Source organism: Arthrobacter sp. Alg241-R88, from assembly GCF_900537115.1.
Classification (GTDB): domain Bacteria; phylum Actinomycetota; class Actinomycetes; order Actinomycetales; family Micrococcaceae; genus Arthrobacter.
The window spans coordinates 532,421-557,447 of the sequence record NZ_UNRG01000001.1 but is presented as its reverse complement, the minus strand read 5'-3'; the positions used below and the strand labels follow the sequence as shown (position 1 = coordinate 557,447).

Annotated in this window: 21 protein-coding genes; 11 read left to right on the top strand and 10 right to left on the bottom strand. The window is 62.2% G+C overall.

Annotation, left to right across the window (positions count from 1 at the left end):
- Positions 1–36: 36 nt before the first annotated feature.
- From treZ to glmS, 6 genes are all read right to left on the bottom strand, one after another.
- On the bottom strand, positions 37–1,806 hold the full coding sequence (gene treZ / locus G6R19_RS02590; RefSeq protein ID WP_163161988.1) for a malto-oligosyltrehalose trehalohydrolase: 1,770 nt from the start codon (positions 1,804–1,806) through the stop codon (positions 37–39).
- The gene (treY, locus tag G6R19_RS02585) at positions 1,803–4,130 is read right to left on the bottom strand and encodes a malto-oligosyltrehalose synthase (RefSeq protein ID WP_163161986.1); all 2,328 of its coding nucleotides are present in this window, start codon (positions 4,128–4,130) and stop codon (positions 1,803–1,805) included. Before treY ends, treZ begins: the two co-directional genes overlap by 4 nt.
- Positions 4,127–6,382: a glycogen debranching protein GlgX gene (gene glgX, locus G6R19_RS02580; protein ID WP_163161984.1), complete on the bottom strand. Its 2,256-nt coding sequence runs from the start codon at positions 6,380–6,382 to the stop codon at positions 4,127–4,129. The genes treY and glgX overlap by 4 nt, the downstream gene beginning before the upstream one ends.
- Before the next feature lie 66 nt (positions 6,383–6,448).
- A complete protein-coding gene (locus tag G6R19_RS02575; protein ID WP_163161982.1) occupies positions 6,449–8,044 on the bottom strand; it encodes an NAD(P)H-hydrate dehydratase in 1,596 nt (531 codons plus the stop codon).
- 31 nt (positions 8,045–8,075) lie between these two features.
- Complete coding sequence (locus G6R19_RS02570; protein WP_013601780.1) at positions 8,076–8,423, bottom strand: holo-ACP synthase; 348 nt, start codon at positions 8,421–8,423, stop codon at positions 8,076–8,078.
- A gap of 206 nt (positions 8,424–8,629) precedes the next feature.
- Complete coding sequence (gene glmS / locus G6R19_RS02565) at positions 8,630–10,516, bottom strand: glutamine--fructose-6-phosphate transaminase (isomerizing) (protein ID WP_163161980.1); 1,887 nt, start codon at positions 10,514–10,516, stop codon at positions 8,630–8,632.
- 134 nt (positions 10,517–10,650) lie between these two features.
- Between glmS and coaA the strand changes: the two genes are divergently transcribed.
- From coaA to mscL, 3 genes are read left to right on the top strand one after another with little or no spacing between them, the layout of a single operon-like run.
- The gene (coaA, locus tag G6R19_RS02560; RefSeq protein WP_163161978.1) at positions 10,651–11,616 is read left to right on the top strand and encodes a type I pantothenate kinase; all 966 of its coding nucleotides are present in this window, start codon (positions 10,651–10,653) and stop codon (positions 11,614–11,616) included.
- Between the two features lie 5 nt (positions 11,617–11,621).
- On the top strand, positions 11,622–12,506 hold the full coding sequence (locus G6R19_RS02555) for a M15 family metallopeptidase (RefSeq protein ID WP_163161975.1): 885 nt from the start codon (positions 11,622–11,624) through the stop codon (positions 12,504–12,506).
- 23 nt (positions 12,507–12,529) lie between these two features.
- Positions 12,530–12,934, top strand: coding sequence for a large conductance mechanosensitive channel protein MscL (gene mscL, locus G6R19_RS02550; protein ID WP_163161973.1), 405 nt, complete (start codon positions 12,530–12,532; stop codon positions 12,932–12,934).
- A 64-nt stretch (positions 12,935–12,998) separates the two neighbouring features.
- On the opposite strand, the gene glmM is transcribed toward mscL, so the two are convergent.
- Positions 12,999–14,360 (bottom strand): phosphoglucosamine mutase, encoded by a 1,362-nt coding sequence (gene glmM / locus G6R19_RS02545; RefSeq protein ID WP_163161971.1) that lies wholly within the window; start codon positions 14,358–14,360, stop codon positions 12,999–13,001.
- Between the two features lie 95 nt (positions 14,361–14,455).
- On the bottom strand, positions 14,456–15,553 hold the full coding sequence (locus G6R19_RS02540; RefSeq protein WP_163161969.1) for an acyltransferase: 1,098 nt from the start codon (positions 15,551–15,553) through the stop codon (positions 14,456–14,458).
- Between the two features lie 186 nt (positions 15,554–15,739).
- On the opposite strand from G6R19_RS02540, the gene G6R19_RS02535 reads away from it, so the two are divergent.
- From G6R19_RS02535 to G6R19_RS02525, 3 genes are all read left to right on the top strand, one after another.
- Positions 15,740–16,981, top strand: coding sequence for a bifunctional glycosyltransferase family 2/GtrA family protein (locus G6R19_RS02535; protein ID WP_163161967.1), 1,242 nt, complete (start codon positions 15,740–15,742; stop codon positions 16,979–16,981).
- Positions 16,978–18,948, top strand: a complete 1,971-nt coding sequence (locus G6R19_RS02530; RefSeq protein WP_240341735.1) for a glycosyltransferase family 39 protein — start codon at positions 16,978–16,980, stop codon at positions 18,946–18,948. Before G6R19_RS02535 ends, G6R19_RS02530 begins: the two co-directional genes overlap by 4 nt.
- A 160-nt stretch (positions 18,949–19,108) precedes the next feature.
- A complete protein-coding gene (locus tag G6R19_RS02525; RefSeq protein WP_163161965.1) occupies positions 19,109–20,869 on the top strand; it encodes a glycosyltransferase family 39 protein in 1,761 nt (586 codons plus the stop codon).
- A gap of 60 nt (positions 20,870–20,929) precedes the next feature.
- On the opposite strand, the gene rpsI is transcribed toward G6R19_RS02525, so the two are convergent.
- Positions 20,930–21,436: a 30S ribosomal protein S9 gene (gene rpsI / locus G6R19_RS02520; RefSeq protein ID WP_050684362.1), complete on the bottom strand. Its 507-nt coding sequence runs from the start codon at positions 21,434–21,436 to the stop codon at positions 20,930–20,932.
- Between the two features lie 38 nt (positions 21,437–21,474).
- Complete coding sequence (gene rplM / locus G6R19_RS02515; RefSeq protein ID WP_015937805.1) at positions 21,475–21,918, bottom strand: 50S ribosomal protein L13; 444 nt, start codon at positions 21,916–21,918, stop codon at positions 21,475–21,477.
- A gap of 296 nt (positions 21,919–22,214) precedes the next feature.
- Here rplM and G6R19_RS02510 point away from each other — a divergent pair, with 296 nt between their 5' ends.
- From G6R19_RS02510 to G6R19_RS02490, 5 genes are all read left to right on the top strand, one after another.
- Positions 22,215–22,880, top strand: a complete 666-nt coding sequence (locus tag G6R19_RS02510) for a prepilin peptidase (RefSeq protein WP_163161963.1) — start codon at positions 22,215–22,217, stop codon at positions 22,878–22,880.
- Between the two features lie 278 nt (positions 22,881–23,158).
- Positions 23,159–23,359 (top strand): Flp family type IVb pilin, encoded by a 201-nt coding sequence (locus G6R19_RS02505; protein WP_163161961.1) that lies wholly within the window; start codon positions 23,159–23,161, stop codon positions 23,357–23,359.
- A 25-nt stretch (positions 23,360–23,384) separates the two neighbouring features.
- The gene (locus G6R19_RS02500; RefSeq protein ID WP_163161959.1) at positions 23,385–23,585 is read left to right on the top strand and encodes a Flp family type IVb pilin; all 201 of its coding nucleotides are present in this window, start codon (positions 23,385–23,387) and stop codon (positions 23,583–23,585) included.
- Positions 23,586–23,599: 14 nt separating this feature from the next.
- Positions 23,600–24,061, top strand: coding sequence for a TadE/TadG family type IV pilus assembly protein (locus G6R19_RS02495; protein WP_240341734.1), 462 nt, complete (start codon positions 23,600–23,602; stop codon positions 24,059–24,061).
- The gene (locus G6R19_RS02490) at positions 24,049–25,014 is read left to right on the top strand and encodes a TadE/TadG family type IV pilus assembly protein (RefSeq protein WP_240341733.1); all 966 of its coding nucleotides are present in this window, start codon (positions 24,049–24,051) and stop codon (positions 25,012–25,014) included. The genes G6R19_RS02495 and G6R19_RS02490 overlap by 13 nt, the downstream gene beginning before the upstream one ends.
- Positions 25,015–25,027 lie beyond the last annotated feature (13 nt).

Genomic DNA, 25,027 nt, shown 5'->3' with positions numbered 1-25,027 from the left:
GACACAGCCCGCGGCGTAACTCTCCAGCCGAAATAGTCAGGACTTCAGGATCGCGGCGCTCCAGGGCGCCAGGGCGAGGGCTTCGCCGTCAAGGCCAGTTCCCTCATCCGTCGTCAGCAGGACCGACCCGGAAACGTCCTCCAGCCGGACCTTGGCATCCGAGAGGTTCAGCAGCACCTCAACGCTGCCGCGGCGGAAACGCAGCCAGCCTGCGTCGTCGTCGAACGTCACGTCCGTCTCCCCGAAGCCAAGCCCGGCGAGCTCAGTGTGCTCCCGGCGCAGCGCCGTAAGGGAGCGGTAGAGCTCCAGGAGCCGGGCGTGGTCGCCGCCGGCGGCTTCGTCCCAGTTCAGCTTGGACCGGCGGAAGGTCTCCGGATCCTGGGGATCGGGCACGACGGCGGGGTCCCACCCCATGCGCTCAAACTCCTTGATCCGGCCCTCGGCAGTGGCCTTGCCCAGCTCCGGTTCCGGATGTGAGGTGAAGAACTGCCATGGGGTGCTCGCCGCAAACTCCTCGCCCATAAACAGCATGGGCGTAAACGGCGACGTCAGGGTCAGCACGGCGGCCACTGCCAGCTGCCCGTAGGACAACGACTGCGAAAGCCTGTCCCCCGTGGCCCGGTTGCCGATTTGGTCGTGGTTCTGGTTGCACACCACCAGGGCGGCAGGGTGGGCCAGGGCGGCATTGATGGGCCGGCCATGGTGGCGTCCGCGGAAGCTGGAGTAGCTGCCGTCGTGCAGGAAGCCGTCCTTGAGGACCTTTGCCAACACGGCCAGCGACTGGAAGTCCTCGTAGTACCCCGTGGTCTCGCCGCTGACGCTCACGTGCACGGCGTGGTGGAAGTCATCGCTCCACTGCCCGGCGAGCCCGTAGCCATTGACGTCCCGAGGGTACAGCAGGCGCGGGTTGTTCAGGTCTGACTCGGCAATCAGCGTTTTGGGCAGCCCGGTCTCAGCTGAGACGGCATCGCCCAAGGCACCGAACTCCTCCAGGATGTGCACGGCACGCTCATCCCGCAGCGCGTGCACGGCGTCCAGCCGGAGCCCGTCCACGTGATAGTCACGGAGCCAGAGCGCGGCGTTGTCCAGGATGTACTCCCGCACCACATCCGAACCGGGGCCGTCCAGGTTGACTGAGTCCCCCCACGTGTTGGCGTCCCCCTGCTTCAGGTACGGACCGAACTTGGGCAGGTAGTTGCCGCTCGGGCCGAGGTGGTTGTACACCACATCTTGGATGACGCCGATGCCCGCGGCGTGGGCTGCGTCCACAAAGCGCTGGTAGGCCGCCGGCCCGCCGTAGCCTTCGTGGACCGCGTACCACTGCACGCCGTCGTAGCCCCAGTTGTGGGTGCCGTTGAAGCCGTTGACCGGCAGCAGTTCCACGAAATCGACGCCGAGGTCCGCCAGGTAGCCCAGCTTATCGGCTGCGGCGTCCAAGGTGCCGGCCGGGGTGAAGGTGCCGACGTGGAGTTCGTAGATGACTGAACCCTGCAGCTCCTTGCCCTTCCAGCCAGCGTCCTGCCAGGCATGCGCGGCGGGGTCGAAAGTCCGGGAGAGCTGGTGGACACCGTCGGGCAGCCGCCGCGACCGCGGATCCGGCAGCGGGTGGCCGTCCCCGTCCAGCAGGTAGCCATAGTCCACATCGCCGTCCCCGGGAGCATCGGGAGCAGTCCACCAGCCCTCCGAGCCGGGCGCTGTTTCCTTCTTCAGCATGGGATACTGCCGGCCGTTGGCCACCAGGATCACCGAACTGGCGTCGGGAGCCCAGACGTCGAAGCGCTCGGGCCCGTCATTGACGAGGGTCATGCCTTTTCTCCATCCACCGGTACGAGCAAAGCCACCGGGTAGGTACCCAGGACGTCAGCCACCGAAACGGCGCCCGGCCCGTACCCGGCACCGGTGAGCTCGTCCCGCACAGGGACAGGGAGTTCGACGGCGGTGTCCCGCCATCCGCCGTCGGCCGCCAGCCCAGCGGGCAGCCGGGTGGCCAGTGTTATGGCTCCGGGAGTCCCGTCCGCCCCGCGGTGGAACGCGAGCAGGTGATCTGCGGCGGCACCGGAGGCGGCAACCGGGGTGTAGCCCTGGAACAGTTCGGGCCGGTCGCGGCGGAGCCGAAGCGCCCGGGAGGTGACCAGGAGCTTGCTGGTTTCCGTGCCCGCAGCAGGCAATTGACCGGCGTCGAGCTTTGCCAACTCCTGCTGGCGGAGCTCAAAGTCCACGGGCCGCCGGTTGTCGGGATCGGTCAGGGACCGTTCCCAGAATTCGCTGCCCTGGTAGACGTCCGGGACGCCGGGCATGGTCAGCTGGACCAGTTTGGCGGACACGGAGTTGGACGCGGCGTAGGAATCGATCCGTGCCACGAAGTCCTCCACCACCCTGGTGACCCGGTCGTCGTCGAACGCAGCGTCCACCGCCGCCTTGACGTGTGACTCGAACTCTTCGTCCGGATCCGTCCACGTGGTGGAGTTGCCGGCCTCCCGGGCTGCCTTTTCCGCGTAGCCCTGGAGCCGTTCCCTGCTCGCCGGCCAGGCGCCGATGATTGCCTGCCACAGCAGGTTCTCGTAAGGCCCGTCCGGAATCGGGGCCAGCTCGCGAAGAGTGTTCAGCGTGGCGGTCCACTCTTGCGGCAGTTCCGCAATCACCGAGATTCTGGCACGGGCGTCCTCGCTGCGCTTGGTGTCGTGCGTGGACATGGTGGTCATGGAGAGCGGAAGGTCTTCCTGCCGCCGAAGCATCCGGCGGTGGAACTCCTCCGGAGAAACGGCGAACTCGGTCGGTTCGGCTCCCACCTCCGTCAGCGTGCCAAGCCGGGTGTAGCGGTAGAACGCAGTGTCCTCCACGCCCTTGGCCATCACCATGCCGGAGGTCTGCTGGAAGCGCACCGCGATCGGGTTGGTAGGGTCGAGGAGCAGCGGCAGGAGCGTGCCGACGGCTACCTCCAGATCGGGCCGGTGGGCCGCCGCGGATTCGCAGGCCTCCTTGAGGATGCCGGCGCCCGTGGGCAGGTACGTCCGGTAAACCGGAAAGGCCGCGATGATTTCCGCAATGGCATCCGCAGCCTGTTCCACGGAAAGCCCGTAGGAATCCGGAACCAGGCGGGCAAGGCGCAGCACCTCGGAGCGCAGGATGCCGTCCGCGATCATCCGCTTGGTGCCCCGGATCATCTCGGCGTAGTCAGCGGGAACCGCAGAGCCCCGCAGCTTGGCGTCCAGGTCATCAAGGGCCTGCCGGCCTGCGGGATCAACAAAGACCCGGTCCACGTCGGCAAGCGCGTCATAGCCGGTGGTACCTTCGGTGGCGAAGTCCTGGGGCAGGGCTTCGCCCGGCTCCAGGATCTTTTCCACCAGGATGTAGGCTCCGCCGCTGAGGTCCTTCAGCCAGCGCAGGTAGCCGGCAGGATCCGCCAGGCCGTCCGGGTGGTCAACCCGGAGCCCGTCCACGAGTCCCTCACGGAACCAGCGGCCCACTTCGGCATGGGCTTCCTCGAAGACGTGTGGGGTTTCCACCCGGATCCCGGCCAGCGTGGTGACGGCGAAGAAGCGCCGGTAGTTCAGCTCGGCGTCCGCGCGGCGCCAGTCGATCAGCTCGTAGTGCTGGCGGCTGTGAACTTCCTGCGGGGTGTCGCCGTCGGAGTACGTCCCTTCGGCGATCGGGAACCGGTGGTCGTAGTAGCGGAGTTCGCCGTCCTTGACCTCCAGCTTGTCCAGGTCCTCACCGGAGCCGAGCATGGGCAGCCGGATTTTCCCGCCGGCCAGTTCCCATTCGACGTCGAAGGCTTCGGCGTAGGGCGAACCCTGCCCTTCCTTCAGCAGGGACCACCACCACGGGTTCTGCGCCGGCGTGGCAACGCCCACGTGGTTGGGCACGATGTCCACGAGGACACCCATGCCGTGCTCGCGGGCAGCCTTTGACAAGGCCAGCAGGCCTTCCGGGCCGCCCCGGTCCGGATCCACGGCAGAGGGGTCGGTCACGTCATAGCCGTGGTCCGAGCCCTGCTCCGCCGTCAGGATGGGTGAGAGGTACACCCAATCCACGCCGAGCGATTTCAGGTACGGGACCTTTTCGGCAGCATCAAACAGCGTGAAGCTGCGGCGGATCTGCAGGCGGTAGGTGGATGCCGGGGCCCTCACTTCTTGGACGCCTTCCGCTCCCCGATCTTCGTGGTCTTCCCGGGTTCGGCCACCGCGGGCGTAGTGATGGATTCACTCTCGCTGCTGGCGGTCTGGGACAGCGCTGCCAGGGACGCAGCCACGGAATGGTCCGGCTCCACCTCAGGAACCGTGTGGGCCCGCAGGACCACCAGGGACTTGGCCTCCACGGGCAGCGGCTCGCCGGCCGCCACGGGCTCCGTGTCGGCGTTCTGCCCGGCGGTATCGATGATGACGTCCCAGGCAGGTGCGTACTCGTCCGAGGGAAGGGTGAACTTCACGGTGTCGTCGTGCGCGTTGAAGTACATCAGGAAGTTGACGTCCGTGATCCTGCGGCCGCGGCTGTCCTTGCCCTGGATGCCGTCGCCGTTGAGGAAGACGCCCACGGACCGGCCAAAGCCGCTGTCCCACGCCTCGGGCTTCATGTTTTCGCCGTCCGGGTCCAGCCATACGATGTCCGGCAGGCGCTCGCCTTCACCACGCAGCACGGGCCGGCCGTCGAAGAACCGGCTGCGGCGGAACGTGGGGTGCTTGGCGCGGAGGGCGTTGACGGCAGCTGTGAACTCCACCAGCGGCTGGTCAATGCTGTCCCAATCGATCCAGGTGAGCTCGGAGTCCTGGCAGTAGCCATTGTTGTTGCCCTGCTGGGTGCGTCCCATCTCGTCGCCGTGCAGGAGCATGGGCACGCCCTGGGACAGCAGCAGCGAGGCGATGAAGTTGCGCTGCTGGCGCGCCCGCAGGGACAGGACCTCGGGATCGTCCGTGGGGCCCTCGACGCCGCAGTTCCAGGAGCGGTTGTGGGATTCGCCGTCGTTGTTGCCCTCGCCATTGGCGTCGTTGTGCTTCTCGTTGTAGGACACCAGGTCCGCCAGGGTGAAGCCATCGTGCGCGGTGACGAAGTTGATGGAGGCCACAGGGCGGCGGCCGGAGTGCTCGTACAGGTCCGCCGAACCCGTGATGCGGGAGGCGAATTCGCCCAGGGTGGCGGGCTCGCCGCGCCAGAAGTCGCGGACCGTGTCGCGGTACTTGCCGTTCCACTCGGTCCACTGCGGCGGGAAGTTGCCCACCTGGTAGCCGCCCGGGCCAACGTCCCAAGGCTCGGCGATGAGCTTCACCTGGGACACCACCGGGTCCTGCTGGATGAGTTCGAAGAAGGTGGAGAGCTTGTCCACGTCGTAAAATTCGCGGGCCAGGGTGGAGGCGAGGTCGAAGCGGAAGCCGTCAACGTGCATCTCCGAAACCCAGTAGCGGAGCGAGTCCATGAGCAGCTGCAGGGAGTGCGGCTGGCGGACGTTCAGGGAGTTGCCGGTGCCGGTGTAGTCCATGTAGTGCTTCTCATCGCCCTCCATCAACCGGTAGTAGGCGGCGTTGTCGATGCCCTTGAAGGACAACGTGGGGCCCAAATGGTTGCCTTCGGCGGTGTGGTTGTACACCACGTCGAGGATGACCTCGATGCCGGCTTTGTGCAGGGAACGGACCATGGCCTTGAAGTCCTGGACCTGCTGGCCGGTATCGCCGGTGGAGCTGTAGGTGTTCTGCGGCGCGAAGAAGCCGATGGTGTTGTAGCCCCAGTAGTTGTTCAGGCCCTTGTCCTGCAGGGTGCCGTCATTGACGAACTGGTGGACGGGCATGAGCTCGATGGCGGTCACGCCGAGTTTCTGCAGGTGGGAAATGACGGCGGGGTGGGCCACGCCGGCATACGTTCCGCGCTGCTCCTCAGGGATCTCCGGGTGCAGCTGGGTGAGGCCCTTGACGTGGGCTTCGTAGATGACCGACTGGTGGTAGGGAATCCGCAGGTTCTGGTCGCCGTCCCAGTCGAAGAACGGGTTGATGACCACGCCCATCATCATGTGGCTGGCGGAGTCCTCGTTGTTGATGGAGTCCGGCTCGCCCAGGTTGTACGTGAACAGCGACGGGTCCCAGTCCACCTGGCCGTGGACGGCCTTGGCGTAGGGGTCCAGCAGGAGCTTGTTGGGGTTGAAGCGGTTGCCGGAGGCAGGGTCGTAGGGGCCGTGCACCCGGTAGCCGTACTTCTGGCCGGGCTGGACCTGCGGGATGTAGCAATGCCAGACGTACCCGTCCACCTCATCCACCGTGATGCGGGTTTCCTTGCCGTCGTCGTCAAAGAGGCAGAGTTCAACTTTTTCGGCGCGTTCGCTGAACAGGGCAAAGTTGGTGCCGGTTCCGTTGAACGTGGCGCCAAGGGGATAAGCCGATCCAGGCCAGACTTCCATAATGCTCCTCTTTGTGATTCGGCAGCAGAAGGGCACGAGCCCCCTGCTGCCGGTGCGAACTAATGCCTACCGTAGCGGCTGGGTGTGACTATTACGTTTCCGGACCCCAGCGTTACTAAGCGTGCTTACTTTACCCCAAACTTGCGGTAAGGAGTCGGCAATTCCGCCCGCAGCGATCGGACCGCCGAAGCAGGCGTCCGACGCCGCCCTCCCGGCCCGGCCATGCAGCGCGGCTCCCAGCGCGGCGATGACGGCCCACCGTCCCTCCTCTTGTATGCCCAACTCCTGGAGGCGTCCGACGTCGGGACCCGCCTGCGCGAGCAGCGCACCGATGACGCCCGCCAGCACGTCGCCGCTGCCGGCAGTGGCCAGCCAGGGCGTGCCGTCCGCTTGGCTGTAGACGTCCCCGGAGGGTGCGGCCACCAGGGTGGTGGCGCCTTTGAGCAGGACGGTGGCTCCGGTCAGCTTGGCAGCTTGGCAGACGGCGGCGAGGGTTCCGGCTTCCACAGCAGCACGGTCCGTTTCAGCCCCCAATCGCTTCAGCAGCGCGGCGAGCTCGCCGGCGTGCGGCGTCAGCACAACGTTCGGGGCGAGGGCATCGGGAAGGGCGGGAAGCGCACCGGCATCGGCCACCACAGGCAATCCGGACTCCACGGCGTCCCTGGCGCGCTGCAGCTGTTGGTGGTCTTCGGGTCCCATGCCGGAGCCCACCAGCCACGCCTGTACCCTGTTTTCAGCCACGGTGCCGGTACTGCACACCACTTCCGGGCAGGACTGCCGGATCAGGTCCGCAACCTCGGGCGGACCGAGATACCGCACCATCCCGACTCCCGCAGCAAGTGCACCTCGGCATGCCAGGACGGCTGCGCCGGGATAATCTGCCGATCCCGCAACCACTCCCAGGACTCCGCGGGAGTACTTGTGCGCACGCCGGGCAGGGTTGGGAAGGAGGCCGGCGATGTCTGCATCCTCGAGCCGCCGCAGGGTGCTGCTTTCAAAATTGTTCTCGATACCAATAGGCACAACTTCCACCCTGCCGGCATAATCTGCGCCGGGGTCCACCAGCAGGCCCGCCTTCGCCGCTCCGAAAGTCACTGTGACATCCGCAGGCAGCACCGGTCCGGACACCTCCCCGGTATCAGCATCAACGCCGCTGGGCAGGTCGCACGCCACCACGAAACCGGGGGCGGCCTGACCGGTCCAGGCATCGGCGACGGCATTGACCAGGGTTGCCGCACTGCCCCGCAGCCCGCCTTTCGCCCCGGTTCCCAACACAGCATCGATAACGACGTCGGCCCGGGCCGTTTCTGCGGCAAGTTCGCCGAGTGCCGCGTCCGGAAGGTGGCGCACCCGTCCGCCGGCGCCCTCAAAAGCAGCCAGCGCCTGGGGATGTGCCGAATCTGCGGTGAGCATCGCCGTCGTACGCATGCCCCGCGCGGCGAGGAATGCGGCGGCGTAGAGCCCGTCCCCGCCGTTGTTGCCTTTGCCGGTGAGCACCACAAGGCTGGAGCCGTAGATCCGGCGGCCGCGGGACTGGAGCTCCCTGATGATGGTGTTGGCCAGCCCGTGGGCTGCGCGCTGCATGAGGACGTTTCCCAGGCCGGCAGCCAGGAGGGGCTCCTCGGCTTCCCGGACCTGGGTTCCGGTGTAGGCGCTGATCACGTGTGTCGGTGGGCGGCGGGCCGGTTCCGGTTCAGCCTTCGGCCAGGACCGTAGCCGTGGCGATGCCGCCGTCGTGGCTGATCGAGAGATGCCAGCGCTTGACGCCCTTGGCCTCGGCGACCGCCAGCACGGTGCCCTTGACCTGGACGGTGGGTCCATTGTGGTCCAGGCCGATCCAGCAGTCCTGCCAGTTCATGCCGGCAGGCGCACCGAGGACCTTGGCCACAGCTTCCTTCGCGGCGAACCTCGCGGCCAGCGACCGGGTGTTCAGCTCCCGCTCCGCGGGGACGAACAGCCGGTCCCGGAGGCCGGGGGTGCGCTCAAGCTGGCGGCCGAACCGCTCGATGTCTACAACGTCTACGCCAATGCCAACGATCATGCGGCCCATTCTACGGTGACACCCTCAGGCTCCCGTGCCGCAGCGCGCCCGGCAGGAATGCGTGGTTGTTGGGCCCTCAGCTTAATGGCCGCCCTGTATTTCCGGGGGTCCTGCTCCTGAGGCCAGCAAAAGTCGCGCGAACAGGTTCCAAAAAAGCTGAAGCCCCGGGCTCTCTGCCCGGGGCTTCAGCTGTGGATCAGAACCAGTTACTCGACTGTGACGCTCTTGGCGAGGTTGCGGGGCTGGTCCACGTCGTAGCCCTTGGCTGCGGCGAGTTCCGCGGCGAAGATCTGCAGCGGGACGGTGGTCAGCAGCGGCATCAGCAGGGTGGGGGTTTCGGGGACGTAGAAGACGTGCTCGGCGTAGGCCTTGACCGCTTCGTCGCCTTCCTCGGCGATGACCAGGGTGCGGGCGCCGCGGGCCCGGACTTCCTGGATATTGGAGACGACCTTGGCGTGCAGGGAATCGCGGCCGCGCGGGGACGGGACCACCACGAACACCGGCTGGCCTTCATCGATCAGGGCGATGGGGCCGTGCTTGAGCTCGCCGGCGGCGAAGCCCTCGGCGTGGATGTACGCGATTTCCTTGAGCTTCAGCGCACCCTCGAGGGCCACCGGGTAGCCGACGTGGCGGCCCAGGAACAGCACCGACTTCTCATCCGCCATGCTGCGGGCCAGCTCGCGCAACGGCCCTGCGTTGTCCAGGATTTTCTGGATCTTGGCCGGGATCTTGTTCAGATCCGCGAGGACGTCCTTGATCTGGCCGGAGAAGATGTTCCCGCGCAGCTGTGCCAGGTACAGGCCCAGCAGGTACGCGGCGGTGATCTGCGCCAGGAAGGCCTTGGTGGAGGCAACAGCGATTTCCGGGCCCGCGTGCGTGTACAGCACGGCGTCGGATTCACGCGGGATGGTGGAGCCGTTGGTGTTGCAGATCGAGATGGTCTTCGCGCCCTGCTCACGGGCGTACCGGACGGCCATCAGGGTGTCCATGGTTTCGCCGGACTGGCTGATGGACACCACCAGGGTGTTCTCGTCCAGGATCGGGTCGCGGTAGCGGAACTCATGCGCGAGCTCCACCTCGGTGGGGATCCGGCACCAGTTCTCGATCGCGTACTTGGCCACGGTGCCGGCGTATGCGGCGGTGCCGCAGGCCAGCACGATGATCTTGTTGACCTGCTTCAGCCGTTCAACATCGATCCGCAGCTCATCCAGGGTCAGCTTGCCGTTGATGTCCGAGCGGCCCAGCAGGGTCTGCGCCACGGCGTCGGGCTGGTCATGGATTTCCTTCTCCATGAACGAGCTGAAACCGCCCTTTTCCGCCGAAGCCGGGTCCCAGTCAACGTGGTATTCCTTGCCCTCGGCCGGCTTGCCGAAGAAGTCGGTGATCTCCACCGTGTCCGCGGTGATCGTCACGATCTGGTCCTGGCCCAGTTCCACGGCGCGGCGGGTGTAATCGATGAAGCCGGACACGTCCGAGCCCAGGAAGTTCTCCCCCTCGCCCAGACCCACCACCAGGGGCGAGTTCCGCCGGGCGGCGACGACCACGTTGGGCTGGTCAGCATGGACCGCCAGCAGGGTGAAAGCGCCCTCCAGGCGCTGGCAGGCGAGCTCCATCGCACGGGTCAGGCCGCCGTCGGAAGTGTCCCCGCCCAGCTTGTTCCGGAAGATATCCCCCAGCAGCGCCGCGGCCACCTCGGTGTCCGTCTCGGACAGGAACGTAACGCCCTTATCCAGCAGCTCAAGCTTCAGCTCGGCAAAGTTTTCGATGATGCCGTTGTGGATCACGGCGAGCTTGCCGTCATCGGCCAGGTGCGGGTGCGCGTTGCGGTCCGTCGGACCACCATGGGTCGCCCAACGGGTGTGGCCGATACCGGTCACCGTCTCCGGCAGCGGACGGGCCTCCAGCTCGGCAATCAGGTTGCTCAGCTTCCCCGACTTCTTCCGCGACTCAATCAAACCCTGGGACACAACAGCGACCCCTGCGGAGTCATAACCCCGGTACTCCAGGCGGCGCAGTCCCTCAAGGACAACATCCAACGCACTGTGACTTCCGCCGTTACCAGAACGGCCCACGTATCCTACGATTCCACACATAAGCTCAAGACTATCGGCAGGGGTGCCCTAGCCTTAAACCAAGCGGCGCCGGGAGCCGCTTCTGTTGCATGCTCGCCCGTGTAAGTGCGCGCCCGCATTTCGCTCTCAGCCGGGCTGGGGGCAGAATCTCTAAAGTGACTGTGCAACGCAATGAAGCGAACGGCGAAGGCGTCTCCCCGTTCGTTGAGCTGGACCGGCAGACCTGGTCCCGGCTCGCCGATGAGATGGAACAGCCTCTTAATCAGGAGGATATTGACCGTCTCCGCGGCCTTGGCGATCCCCTGGACATTAAGGAAGTCCGGGAGGTCTACCTTCCGCTCTCCAGGCTCCTGCACCTGTATGTTGAGGCCGCCGGCCAGCTTCACGCGGCCACCACCACCTTCCTGGGCGAGCAAACCCAGCGCACTCCGTTTGTCATCGGCGTGGCGGGCTCGGTCGCCGTCGGCAAGTCCACCATCGCCCGCGTACTCCGCGAAATGCTGCGCCGCTGGCCCGGCACCCCCAATGTGGAGCTCATCACCACTGACGGCTTCCTGTACCCGCTCGCTGAACTGAAGCGCCGGCAGCTGCTGGAGCGGAAGGGCTTTCCGGAGTCCTACGATCGCCGGGCGCTGCTGCGCTTTGTGAGCGAAATCAAGAGCGGCGCGGAGGAAGTCCGCGCTCCCTGGTACTCCCACGTCACCTATGACATCGTTCCGGGCAAGGAAGTGGTGGTCCGCCGCCCCGACGTGCTGATTGTGGAAGGGCTTAATGTCCTGGCACCGGCGCGGCCGCGCCATGACGGCCGGCAGGGGCTGGCCCTAAGCGATTTCTTCGACTTCTCCATCTACGTGGATGCCAAGACTTCCTATATTGAGGAATGGTACGTGGACAGGTTCCGCAAGCTTCGCACCACGGCGTTCGCGCAGCCGGAGTCCTACTTCCACCGCTATGCAGCCCTGTCCGACGAGGAGGCGGAGAGCACTGCCCGGGATATTTGGAAGCGGATCAACGAGCCGAACCTGGAGGAGAACGTCCTTCCAACGCGCGGCCGCGCCCAGCTGGTGCTCACCAAAGACGCGGACCATTCCATCCGCCGCATGCTCCTTCGGAAGGTTTAGCACAGGTGTGCTACGACTGCACTCCATCCGAAGATCTCGGGCGGACGGCGGCCAGCCGGCGCACCTTCGCCCGTTTCCTTGCGGCGGGGGCAGGACTCACTGTGCTGGCTGCCTGCACGCCGAACGCACCCGGGGCGGCGGCGCCGTCGTCCGGCACCCCTTCTGGTTCACCTTCGCTTTCTCCGTCGCCCTTCGCATCTCCCATCGCGACGCCGGAACCCACGACGGCGGCTCCCCCACCTCCGGAACCGTCCCCGACGCCGTCGCCCTCCTCGGCTTTGCCGCGGCAGTTCTCCCTCACCGACCCTGCGAGCCCCTGGCTGGTGGTCAACAAGCACCGGCCGCTGGTCCCGGCAGATTATGTGCCGGCTGACCTGGTACGCCCGGCGGTGAGCATGACCGTGTCCGGCGAGGCAGCCCTGCTGAACAGTACGACGGCGGCCGCGGCCGAGGCGCTGTTCGCGGTGGCCGCGCGAGATGGTGTGGCCATGGTGCTGGCAAGCGCGTACCGCTCCTACGGCACGCAGGTGACGACCTACAACGGCTATGTTGCCTCGCGCGGCCAAGCCGATGCGGACACGGCAAGCGCCCGGCCGGGATACTCGGAACACCAGTCCGGCTGGGCCTTTGACATCGCGGACGGTGGGGGCGCATGCGGTTTCCAACCGTGCTTCGCGGACCAGCCCGCGGCCATGTGGGCGAAGGCGAACGGACACCGGTTCGGGTTCGTGGTGCGCTACCCGTGGATGTTCCACCCGATCACGGGGTACTACTACGAGCCGTGGCACCTGCGCTACATCGGCGTGGACGCCGCGACCGACATGGCTGCGCGTGGAATTTTCACGCTGGAGGAGTACTTCGGTGTGGGGCCGGCGCCGGGGTATCCCTAACGCGATGCGCTAGCTTGGTTCTTATGCTGACTGGATTCAAGAATTTCATTATGAAGGGCAATGTCGTTGACCTTGCCGTCGCCGTCGTTATTGGAACCGCCTTTGGCGCGGTAGTGACGGCCCTTGTGAATAAGGTGCTCATGCCTTTCATTGCTGGGCTGACTGGTTCGCCGAACTTCGACAGCTTCGCAAGAGTGAATTTCAACGGCAACTTCATCGAGTTTGGCGTGCTGCTGACCGCCATCGTGAATTTCCTGCTGGTTTCGGCGGCTATCTACTTCGTTGTGGTGATGCCGATGAACCTGATGATTGAGCGACGCAACCGCAGGCTGGGAATTGGCCAGGACGTGAAAAAGGAGTCTGCCGAGGACCCGCAGATCGCGCTGCTGACCGAGATCCGGGACGCGCTAAAGAGCCACACGCCCTGACCACCGTTATAACGCAAAGACGGCCCGCCTCCTGATGGAGGCGGGCCGCATTGCTGTTCAGGACCTATTCGGAGATGAGTTCCAACGCGAGCTCTGCCCGAACCACCTGGGCCAGGTGTTCGGCGATGGACTGGGCGGTCTCTTCGTCGGCAGCCTCTACCATCACACGCACCACGGGCTCAGTGCCGGAGGGACGGAGCAGAACACGGCCGGTGTCACCGAGAGCGGCTTCAGCTGCCGCCACGGCCTGAGCGAGTACCTCGTTCCTCTTCACACCGGCGCGGTCCACACCCTTGACGTTGATCAGGACTTGGGGAAGCTTGGTCATCACCGTGGCGAGTTCCTTGAGCGGCTTTCCAGTCAGGGCAATCTGGGCTGCGAGCTGCAGTCCGGTGAGCACCCCGTCACCGGTAGTGGCGTGGTCGGCGAAAATTACGTGGCCGGACTGTTCTCCACCCAGGTTAAAACCGCCGTCACGCATTTCCTCGAGGACGTAGCGGTCACCCACGGCGGTTTCGCGGATGCTGATGCCCGCTTCGCGTAGCGCGATCTTCAACCCGAGGTTGCTCATGACAGTTGCCACCAGGACATCGTCCCTGAGCTTGCCCGACGCCTTCAGCGCCACGGCGAGGATGGCCATGATCTGGTCGCCATCCACTTCGTTGCCCTCATGGTCCACGGCGAGGCAGCGGTCTGCGTCGCCGTCGTGGGCGATTCCCAGGTTGGCGCCGTACTTGACGACGGCATCCTTGAGGGGACCAAGGTGGGTGGAGCCGACGCCGTCGTTGATGTTGTGGCCGTCCGGGTCAGCACCGATCACAATGACATTCGCGCCGGCGTCCTTGAAGACCTGGGGCGAGCAACCGCTGGCAGCACCGTGGGCGCAGTCCAGAACCACCGTAAGTCCGTCCAGCCGGTGCGGCAGGGTCTGGAGGAGGTGGACGATGTAGCGGTCCTCGGCGTCCGAGAAGCGCTGGATGCGTCCCACATCGGCGCCGACGGGGCGTACTGCTTCCCTGGACATCTGCGCCTCGATGGCGTCCTCCACCTCGTCGGGGAGCTTCTGGCCGCCACGGGCGAAGAACTTGATGCCGTTGTCGGGCGCAGGGTTGTGGGAGGCCGAGATCATGACGCCGAAGTCAGCGTCCAGGTCGGCCACGAGATAGGCCGCTGCGGGGGTGGGGAGGACGCCGGCGTCGTAAACGTCAACGCCGGAGCTGGAGAGCCCAGCCTCCACCGCGGCGGCAATGAATTCACCGCTTGCCCGCGGGTCGCGGGCTACAACGGCGCGCGGCCGGGACCCGTTGGATTTGCGGTCATGGCCGAGTACGACGGCGGCCGCCTGGGCCAGCTGCATGGCGAGCTCCGCAGTCAACAGACCGTTCGCCAGCCCCCGGACACCATCAGTTCCAAATAATCTAGACACCGGTCAAGTCTAGAGGATGGGGCGGGTTCGGCTTGAAACGCTCTCTCGGCTCGCGAGCGTCGTGCTCGAGTTAACGGCGTGCGATGAGTGCGCACCTAGTGGGAGAACGACTTGGTGAGCCCCTGCCCCGTAAACCTGCTCCCAGCCGCTCTAGCCAGGCGTTGACTAGGCTTCTCAACGGTGCGAAAAAAGACCTCTGTCACAAGTAGCGTCAGGGGCACACTAAGGGCAGCGATTTTAAAGGGGCTAGTTTCCTCTAAGCAGAACGCGACGGACACGACGATGGGTTCGTGGACCAGGTAGAGGCTAAAAGATCGTGTACCCAGCCAGCGGACCGGCGGGAAGGTCCCCATTGTAAGGGCTGCTTTGCAGCCAATGAATGCAAATAGTAAGAGTGCTCCACCTATGGTTGCGGTCGCCGTGCCAACCGCCATCTGGGGGAACATCCAACGCGAACACAAAAGCGCTGTAGAGAAAATCACTACGACCGTCCAACCTGAACGGCTTACTTTTGCAGAAAATGCGGTGAGGAGGTCGCGCCTGACTGCCATCAAGACGCCAACGCCGAACATTGGAAGGCAAACCAGGGCGCTGATGTGCAGGATTTCTCCGGCCGCGATCAGAAGGAATAGTCCGGAGAGACCTACCAGCCAGACTCGCTGGAAGCGTAGGGCAATGATGACATAAAGCGGTAGAAGTAAAGAGAAGTTCATTTCCCATTGGAGAGACCACAATGGCGAGTTAAGACTGCCAGCGCCCCAGAGCAGCATGGCGTCACTCAGCACATCCGGCGCTTCGTCGTGTTGGTTGATCCAAGGACTGAGGTTCGGACCAGATATCCGGGGAAATACCCATGCTGCCCCTAACGCAAAAATCAGCGAAGCCCATGCAGGCAGGTATATCCGAATGATGCGCCGCGGGAAGTAGGCCCCCCAACTTGGGTTCTCATTCCCGATGAATGGGAGAGCCAAGACAAAACCTGACAAGATGAAGAAAACGTAAACCGCTTCCCCGCCCGCCCAAAATAGATGCATGGGCGTGAACGTTGCCCACCAGACCCAGGGATGCATCGGCCCATCACCGCCGCTTTCTACCGCCGAAGTGAGTAACGGCGAGACAAGAAAGCAGTGATGAATCAGTACCACCAAAGCCGCTAGCCCCCTGAGACCATCAAGTGAAGTGTAGCGATGCATGGAAGGTCCCTTTACGATTTTCCCCATGCCGCTAACAGTAGAGTCCGCTCATGCCACTTGGCCTCGGTACTCGTTACTTGTGTCTCCTCGTCGGCCAAGATGTGGACTACTTGGTTCTTATGGGCTGGTACCTGTCTTTGCTCAAAAGCCTCGCTATCCATAATCTGACGCCCCTACGATCCATGCATGACACCTAGCTATGGGGGCTTGGCGCTCGAAATTGTTGTACCGGTCTTTAACGAGGAAGCGGTACTCGAAAACAGCATCACAAGGCTCGCCGAATACTTGAAGCACGAAATGCCGTCGACGTGGAAAATAACCATCGCCGATAATGCAAGCACCGATCGGACTCCGGTGATTGCCGCTCGACTCAGTGAGCACATGCCGAACGTTGAATATCGCCGCCTTGAGGTCAAAGGACGGGGATATGCCCTGAGGGATGCCTGGAGCGCTTCCGAGGCAAAGGTCCTTGCTTACCTGGACGTGGACCTTTCCACCGATTTAGCTGCACTGCCGCCTCTGGTCGCCCCGTTGTTGTCCGGCCATTCCGACATTTCCATTGGTACTCGTCTGGGCCAAAGTTCCCGCGTGAGCAGGGGGCCCAAACGCGAATTCATCTCCAGATCGTACAACTTCCTGCTTCGGCGGACGATGCAGGTCCGCTTTTCGGACGCCCAATGCGGTTTCAAAGCGATCCGCGCGGACGTTGCGAAGCGCCTCCTCCCCCATGTGGAAGATAACGAGTGGTTCTTCGACACTGAGCTTCTGATCATTGCCGAGCGCTCGGGACTGCGTATTCATGAGATTCCCGTCGATTGGGTGGATGACCCGGACAGCCGTGTAGACATCAAGAAGACCGCTCTCGATGACCTGCGGGGTATGGTTCGCGTGGCCGGGTCTTTGGTTAAAGGGGTAATTCCTGTTCAGGCGATCTACGCTGAATTGGGTCGCCGGCCAATTGTGCCGTCGGGCCGGCCCAGCTTCTTTGGCCAGGTTCTCCGTTTTGGACTGGTCGGGGCTGTCTCCACGCTTGCCTTTGCCCTGTTATACCTTGTGCTTCAGGGCCCGTTCGGGGCCCAGGAGGCCAATTTCCTGGCCCTGCTCCTAACGGCTGTTGGCAATACTGCCGCAAACCGCAGGTTCACCTTCGGCATTAGTGGTCCTGAGAAAATCTTCACCCAGCAGTTCCAGGGTTTGATTGTTTTTCTTTTGGCTTGGACCATAACGTCCTCGTCGTTGTTGATCCTCCATGCAGCGAGCCCCGACGCGGCGCCAAACCTGGAGCTCATGACGCTGACAGCGGCCAATATCTTCGCCACCCTTATCAGGTTCGTGCTGCTGAGGCTTTGGGTATTCCGTGTACGGCGCAGTGACGGTTCCAGAATCTCGGTTGCGTCGACCCTTGCGCCGACTGGAAGTGTCCTGTGAGCGCGGTTCTCGACGGCCCCGCAGCAAAGGAGACCGAGCGTCTGGGTGGGTTAGGGGTAGGACGTGAGGAAGACCTCACGCCAACTCATCATCTCTTGTCGCTGGTGCGCAGGTTTTGGCGTGGTCCGGAACAAGACGAACGCTGGGAGCGGCCCTCACTCTTGGCCTTTCTGGCCGGAACGGCCGTACTGTTCCTGTGGGGACTGGATGCCAACGGATGGGCCAACCCTTACTACTCAGCTGCAGCACAAGCCGGCTCACAGGATTGGACGGCCTTCTTCTTCGGGTCCTTCGAGTGGGGCAACCTCATCACGGTGGACAAGACGCCTCTCAGCATCTGGGTCATGTCTCTATCCGTGCGGCTCTTTGGCCTCAGCAGCTGGAGCATACTTGTCCCTCAGGCATTGATGGGTGTTACTACCAGCTACCTGGTTTACAAGATAATTCGACGGGGTTTTGGGCCGCGAACGGCTCTCTTCGGCGCCGCCGTTTATGCCACGACCCCCGTAGTGGTCTTAATGTCCCGTTTCAACAACCCAGAACCGCTGATGGGCTTGCTCACCGTGGCCTGCGTCCTTCTGACACTCAAAGCCATGGAATCCGGCCGGCTCAAGAATTTCGCACTTGCAGGAGTTCTACTGGGGCTCGCGTTCATGGCCAAGCAGGTTCAGGCACTGCTTGTGGTTCCCGCTCTGGGTGCGGCTGTCCTGGCTTTTAGCCATGGTCAGTTTTCACGGCGGCTAATCCAGTTGATCATCGCCGCGGGAACTCTGATTGCTACATCCTTGGCCTGGTTGGTCACCGTAGATCTGATTCCGGCCTCGCAGAGACCATACATCGGCGGCTCCGCTACGAATAGCGCCATCGAACTCACAATGGACTACAACGGTCTTGCGCGGTTTGTGGAAATTCCGATGAATGCCGAAGGCGGTCGCGCATCGGATGGACAGAACGACGCTATCCCATATGCTGGCGGACTCCCAAGACTCTTTAATGCCAACTTCGCCCAAGAGATCGTCTGGCTGCTCTTCGTAGCAATGGTGTGCGCATTTGCGATAGCAGTCCTGTTCCACTCTTTGGACTTAGCATCTGAGCAGCGCGCCGTAGCGGCGGTGTCTGTTTTGTGGTTTGGAAGCGTTCTATCGGTGCTTTGTTTCATGGGCACCATGATTCACACGTACTACACGTATTCCCTCGCTGCACCCCTTGCCTTGGTTGTGGCAGTCGGATTGTCCTGTTTGTGGCAGCTCAGACATCGCGGAGCAATGCGTGTCTTCGGTGCAACACTTCTCGTTGCTTCCGCGTACATGGTTCTCCGAATCATGGAATACAGCGATGAGTGGCCATTTTGGGCCAGGGTTTCCGTTGTCTTTACTGGAGCAGCGGGTGCCGCGTTATGGCTAGTGCCAGCTCTCTCGGTCAAGATGCCAAGAGTAACGTCAGTCGTTCTCCTAATCAGCCTCCTCAGCGCCCCCACAGCTGCGAACCTGTTCACAATTGGGACAGCCCGAACGGGGACGAACCCAATGTCAGGTCCCGTCGGCAATGACCCTCACTCCCTATCTAGGCTGATGGTGGCGCTTAGAGAGGGAGAGATTCCGTGGGCCCGACAGACAGCACTGGGAGCTCCACCGTCAGCAACCGTTACAGAGCTGCTGCGCACCGGGACGTCTAACCAGGACTGGGCTGCGGCAACGTATTCGGCTCAGAATGCTGCTCTGTATCAACTTGACTCTGGCCGCGCCATCATTCCTCTGGGAGGCTGGCTCGGGAGCGATCCTGCACCGACGCTGGAGCAGTTCAAGGCCCTAGTATCGGAGCGTCGTATTGGATACTTTATCCGCCAACAGGATCTGCTGGACCGCGGAGGCCTTAGCTTGCATACCGTGGCAATTTCCGACTGGGTGGACCAACACTTTGTGAAGCAGGTGATAGACGGTGTCACTCTCTACGATCTTCGGGAATAAATTGAAGGGTTATCGGTCTCAGGTGACCAGGTCTGGGCTCCGGTCGAAAGTGACAACCGTCGTTCCCCAAATGTGGCGCGGCCCTCTGAAGGATCCTGCGTGGGAGCGCCCCGCCTTGTTGGCCCTTTTGGCAACGAATGCGCTTCTCTATGGTTGGAACTTGGGTATCAACGGTTGGGCGAACTTTTTTTACAGCGCTGCGGTTCAATCGGGGACGATGGACGCAAAAGCATTCTTCTTTGGGTCGTCGGACTGGGGCAATTCAATAACAGTGGACAAGCCTCCGCTGAGCCTTTGGGTGATGGGCATCTCTGTTAGGCTATTTGGCTTCAATCCTGTAGCAATGTTGGCACCCCAAGTATTGATGGGCGTCGGGACTACACTCCTGATCTACATGATCCTGCGGCGGCATACCTCTGCTCCAGCAGCCCTGTTCGGCGCAGCGGTTTTCTTCACCACACCGATAGTCACCTTGATGTCTCGCTATAACAATCCGGACCCGCTAATGCTTTTGCTAATGGTGGCAGCAGCATGGTTCGTCCTGCGTAGCATCGAGACAGGGCACGGAGGCCCCTTCGTCGTGGCCGGCGCTCTTCTGGGGCTTGCATTCATGACGAAGCAAATGCAGGGGATGCTGAGTGTCCCTGCTCTTGGGTTGTCATATCTGGTCTACAGCCCAATCAGTTGGCCAAGAAGATTTCGGACGGCAGCTTCATCTGCTTTAGCACTGATAATTACTGGTGGCCTCTGGATGACCATCGTTGATCTCATACCCAAAGATGCACGGCCCTACGTAGGTGGGTCAGCTTCAAACAGCGTCTTGGAATTGACACTTGCCTATAACGGAGTGGAACGAATAGTTGGCGGCAAGCTGGTTCCCGCCGCCATGCAAGTCCCAAGCCAATTCCGCCCAGTCGATAGCGACGCTGGCATCTTCCGGTTATTCAACGCAAACTACAATCAAGAGGCCTCATGGCTTTTGCTCGCCGGACTTCTTGCGCTAATTTTTCTCGTCGTTCGATGGAACGCTTTGCCGACAAGTTCGCCCTTCCGCGCCCTGGTGCTCATAACAGGCGTGTGGCTCCTCACGGGGTTCCTCTTGCTCAGCTTTATGGGCAATCAAATTCATACGTACTACACTGCTGCGATCGCGCCACCCCTGGCACTAGTCCTTGGAGTTGCTCTTCACTCAGTCCTCATTGCCCGGTCCTCGGTAGTCGGACGTTTAGGTGGCGCATTTTCTGCTTTAGCCGCGTTACTAACAACATGGCTGATCCTTACCGGAACTTCTGAATGGCCCGCCTGGCTGCCCATCACCGTTCTCACAACCGGCATAATCGCTATCTCTGCACTCATTATTCGCCCGCCCAATCAGCGAATCGAGATGGTCGCTGCTGCGACTCTGGCTGGAGTTGTCTTGGTCGGACCGGTCATGACTTCTGTTCACAATGTAACCGTTGGATTCAATGGGTCTAATCCCCTGTCTGGCGTGATGTCCAAAAACCCCGCCAGCATAAGTCATCTCTTGGAGTCGCTCCGAAAGAATGAGATCGAATGGGGTCACGACATAGCTTATGGACGTGTGCCCGACCGAGAAGTAATCGACGCGCTGGCGCGAACGAGAGGCTGCACCTGGTCCGCTGCAAGTTACGCCAGCCAGACCGCCGCCCGCCTACAACTCGAGTCCGGCCGCCCGGTAATGCCCCTAGGAGGTTTTGCTGGAAGCGACCCGTCGCCGACTCTTGAAGAATTTATAAATGAGGTCGAAGCAGGGAACATTTGCTACTTCGTGCAGCAGGAGGCCTTCCTTGAAGTTCAGGCGACAGAGTCAGCCTCAACTGCGATCTCCGCATGGGTTGAAGGGAACTTTCAGTCCGAAAAGTTAGGCGATACCACCGTGTACCGACTTATAGACAAGTAGAACCCAAACGCAGGAAAGCCCGTCCCGCCAATGGCGGAACGGGCTTCTGTGCAAGCGGATTTAGCGCTTGGAGTACTGCTGAGCCTTACGGGCCTTCTTGAGGCCGGCCTTCTTACGCTCGATGACGCGGGCGTCACGTGAGAGGTAACCGGCCTTCTTAAGGGTGGCGCGGTTGTTCTCAACGTCAATCTCGTTCAGCGAACGGGCGATGCCGAGGCGCAGTGCACCGGCCTGGCCGGAAATGCCGCCGCCGTGGATGCGGGCGATAACGTCGTAGGCACCTTCGAGATCGAGGATCTTGAAGGGCTCGTTGACGTCCTGCTGGTGCAGCTTGTTCGGGAAGTAGTTGTCCAGCGCGCGGCCGTTGATGGTCCACTTGCCGGAGCCGGGAACAACGCGAACGCGTGCAACGGCTTCCTTGCGGCGGCCAACAGCTGCGCCGGCAACGGTCAGTGCCGGGCGCTCCTTCTTCGGCGCAGCGGCGTCAGCAGCTGAGCTTTCAGAGGTGTAGCTGGTCAGGGTTTCCTCAGCCTCTACGGCTTCGGTGGTCTCTTCGTTCTGAGCCACGATTCTCCTTGTATAGATAAGTTGTTTGGTGGCCAGGACTACTGGGCGACCTGGGTGATTTCGAAAGTCTTGGGCTGCTGGGCGGCATGCGGGTGCTCAGCACCGCGGTACACCTTCAGCTTGCCCAGCTGCTGAGCAGCGAGGGAGTTCTTCGGGAGCATGCCCTTGATGGCCTTCTCAACGGCGCGGACCGGGTTGGATTCCAGGAGTTCCGCGTAGTTGACGGAGGTCAGGCCGCCCGGGTAGCCGGAGTGGCGGTAAGCGCGCTTCTGCTCCAGCTTGGCGCCGGTGAGGGCAACCTTTTCAGCGTTGATGATGATGACGAAGTCGCCCATGTCCATGTGGGATGCAAAGGTGGCCTTGTGCTTGCCGCGCAGCAGGATTGCGGTCTGGCTCGCGAGACGACCAAGGACAACGTCTGTGGCGTCAATGACGTGCCACTGGCGGTTGATATCGCCGGGCTTCGGGGTGTACGTACGCACGGTGTTTGCCTCGTTCTTATTCTGGCGTTCTTGTTTAGGAGCCACTCAGGGGTGGGCACCTACTATCTGCGCGCTACCGGAACAGAGGTGAGGGCTCTATGTAACCAGTCATCCTGTGGTTCCGAATGTGCACGTTGAGGAGTCATCCTGCAACCGGATTCTCAGCGGGCACGCACCATCGGAATAGGACACGCACAACGACTACCAAGATTAGCGCGTTAAGGGGTTCAGGGTCAAAATGGGGTAACCGGAGGCTGCCTCAGTACCTGCCGGCCCGACGGACATAGGGGGTCGCAGTGTTTGCAACGAGTAACGAGGGTACTGCTTACTGGCTCGTGGTCCTTGGTGCCGGCATCTTTGGATCGGCCCTCTCCCCTGTCATCGAACTGCTTATCGCCAAGCATCTTCCCCGGCTGGGCGGCCTCCCCGCCCTCTCCGTCCGGATCACGACGGCGGCACTTACCGGCCTCGCGTGCGCGGCCTTTACTTTGCGGTTTGGAATGAGCATTGCTTTACCGGCTTTTATATTTCTGGCCGCGCTGGGCGTGCAGCTCGCGCGAATCGACGTCGCGCAGCATTTGCTGCCGAACCCGCTCGTATTAATGCTGCTCGCGGGCGGTTTTTTACTCTTTTTAATTCCGGGGTTATTCAATAAGCAGGCTGAGGACCTTCTGCGTTCGGTGCTCGGGTCCGTCATTTTGTTTGTTGGCTACCTCATTTTGCGCCTAATTTCCCCCGGCGGCATCGGGATGGGCGATGTGAAACTTGCGGCACCCGTCGGCCTTTACCTCGGGTACTTAGGCTGGAGTCAACTGCTCTACGGCGGACTCCTGGGCTTCATCCTGAACGGCCTCGTCACGATACTGGTCCTGAGCAGAAAAGGCCGAAACAAAGCCACAGAAGTGGCCCACGGCCCCTCAATGCTCAGCGCTACGGCAACTGTCGCCCTCTTCCTCACCTAGCTTCCTCAGGCGATTTTCCGGGCCCCGGCCCGGTCAAGCGCGTCTCAAGTCCAAGTAGTAGGCACGTGTACTCGCTTGCCTTTCTGAGTACTAGCCCCACCTTTCAAGTAGGTACTTTTAGCGCCTTGGTAAAAAGTCGAGTACTACTACGCATTGTTGCCCTTGCCCCCGAATGACAATCTCTTCTTAGCGAAGTCCAGCCGCTAAAGGATTTATGGGGGCAGCTGGAAATTCGTTGAAATCAATTTACCCATTTCACCGAATTAAAGGAAATTACAATGACTTCACTTATGGTCTCGATGATGGCTTTTATCGCCGGCATCAAGGATCGGTTTGAATCCGAAAAGGGCGCCACGGCCACGGAGTACTCACTGCTGGTGGGTCTCATTGCGCTTGTCCTGGTGGTAGGGGTCGGCTTCTTCGGGCGGACCCTGAACACCTGGTTCAGCACTCTCGGGACCACCGTTAGCGGCTGGTAACTCGACCAGGAATAGGAGCTCCACGATGAAGAACTTGCTTCTTCTCAGTCGTAGCTTGCAGGCCTGGCTCCAAACGGAGTTCAAGTCTCAGAAGGGTGCGACCGCAACTGAGTACTCGCTCCTTGTCGGTTTGATTGCTTTGGTCCTCGTGGTGGGCGTTGGGTTCTTCGGAACCACCTTGAACACCTGGTTCAGCACGCTCGGTACCACCGTAAGCGGCTGGTAACTCTAAGCAAGGGTGTGCCGCGCTATCAGCGCGGCACACCGCACTTATTTCACGCTGCAACCGTCCAGGGGGACCCGTTGAAAAGCAGCCATAAAACTCGGAAACGTGACGAGCGAGGTGCAGTTGCCGTCGAGTTCGCTCTTGTTGCCCCGATCCTGGTCGCGATCATTATCGCCATCGTCGAATTCTCCAACGCCTACAACATCCAAGTGTCGGTGACACAGGCATCCCGGGAGGCTGCCCGGACTATGGCCATCACCAAGGACGCGACGAAGGCAACTGCAGCCGGCAAGGCCGGAGCGCCTTCGATCAACTCATCGCTCCTCACCTTCGACTACTCGGCGGCAACCTGTCCCGCGGCAACGCCGGCTTCAACCGCCCTAGTGACTGTTCAGTACAGCGGTCCATCCTTGACGGGATTTTTTGGGTCCACAATCACAGTTACCGGCAAGGGGGCCATGCAATGTGGCGGCTGAATATGAAGGCAAGGGGCACGGAAGGTGAACGCGGCGCGGCAGGTGTAACGGTGGCGGTTATGATGCTTGTTCTCATCGGCGCCGGCGCTATGGCCGTTGATGTCGGTCAAATTTACGCTGAGCGCTCGCAGCTACAGAACGGTGCAGACGCCGGGGCTCTGGCTGTTGCCGAAAGTTGCGACCCGGGACCATGCATACCGTCGCTTGCCGGCCCGTTGGCGAATGCTAATTCCAATGACAACACCAGTGACGCAGCAGTAGATCTCAGTGTTACTGGCCAAGTTACCGTCACAACATCGACCAGAAATGGGTCCTCAAGCTTTTTGACGAAAATGTTTGCAAGTGCCCTCGACACAGGGCCCGTCACTGTCGGAGCCACTTCGACGGCCGCATGGGGATATCCAGGTTCTGGGCCCGCCACCCTTCCAATCACTTTTGCGCCTTGTCAGTTCGACGTGGACGGCGCGGTTCACACGATCCTTACGCATGGAAGCGAAACTTGCGTCAGCGACAGCCCGTCGGGCGCAGCTATTCCAGGTGGGTTCGAGTGGCTCATGCCCGACCCAGGAAAATGCCAGGCGACCGTGTACCCGGATGATCTGTCCACGGCAAGCGTGGTGGACCCGTACGCGAAGACTAATACAGGCCTGAGTATTCCGTCCGAGTGCAAAGACGTCATTCCCACGTACCTCAACAAGGTGATTTTCTTCCCAGTCTTCACACCGGCAACGGGTACTGGGGCCGGCGGGAAGTACTACATCAAGGGTTACGCCGCCTTTCTGCTGCTGGGGTACAGCTTTCCAGGCGCCTCTGGTGGTGACCTAACCGGTCTCGGAGGAAGTGATCGAGGCGTCCGCGGGAAATTCGTCAGTTGGGTCGCCGATCCTGCGTCGTACGGCGACGGCGGCTACTCCGGAGGCGGCGCCGAACTGCCGCCCCACCTAATCAAGTAACCATTACTAAGGG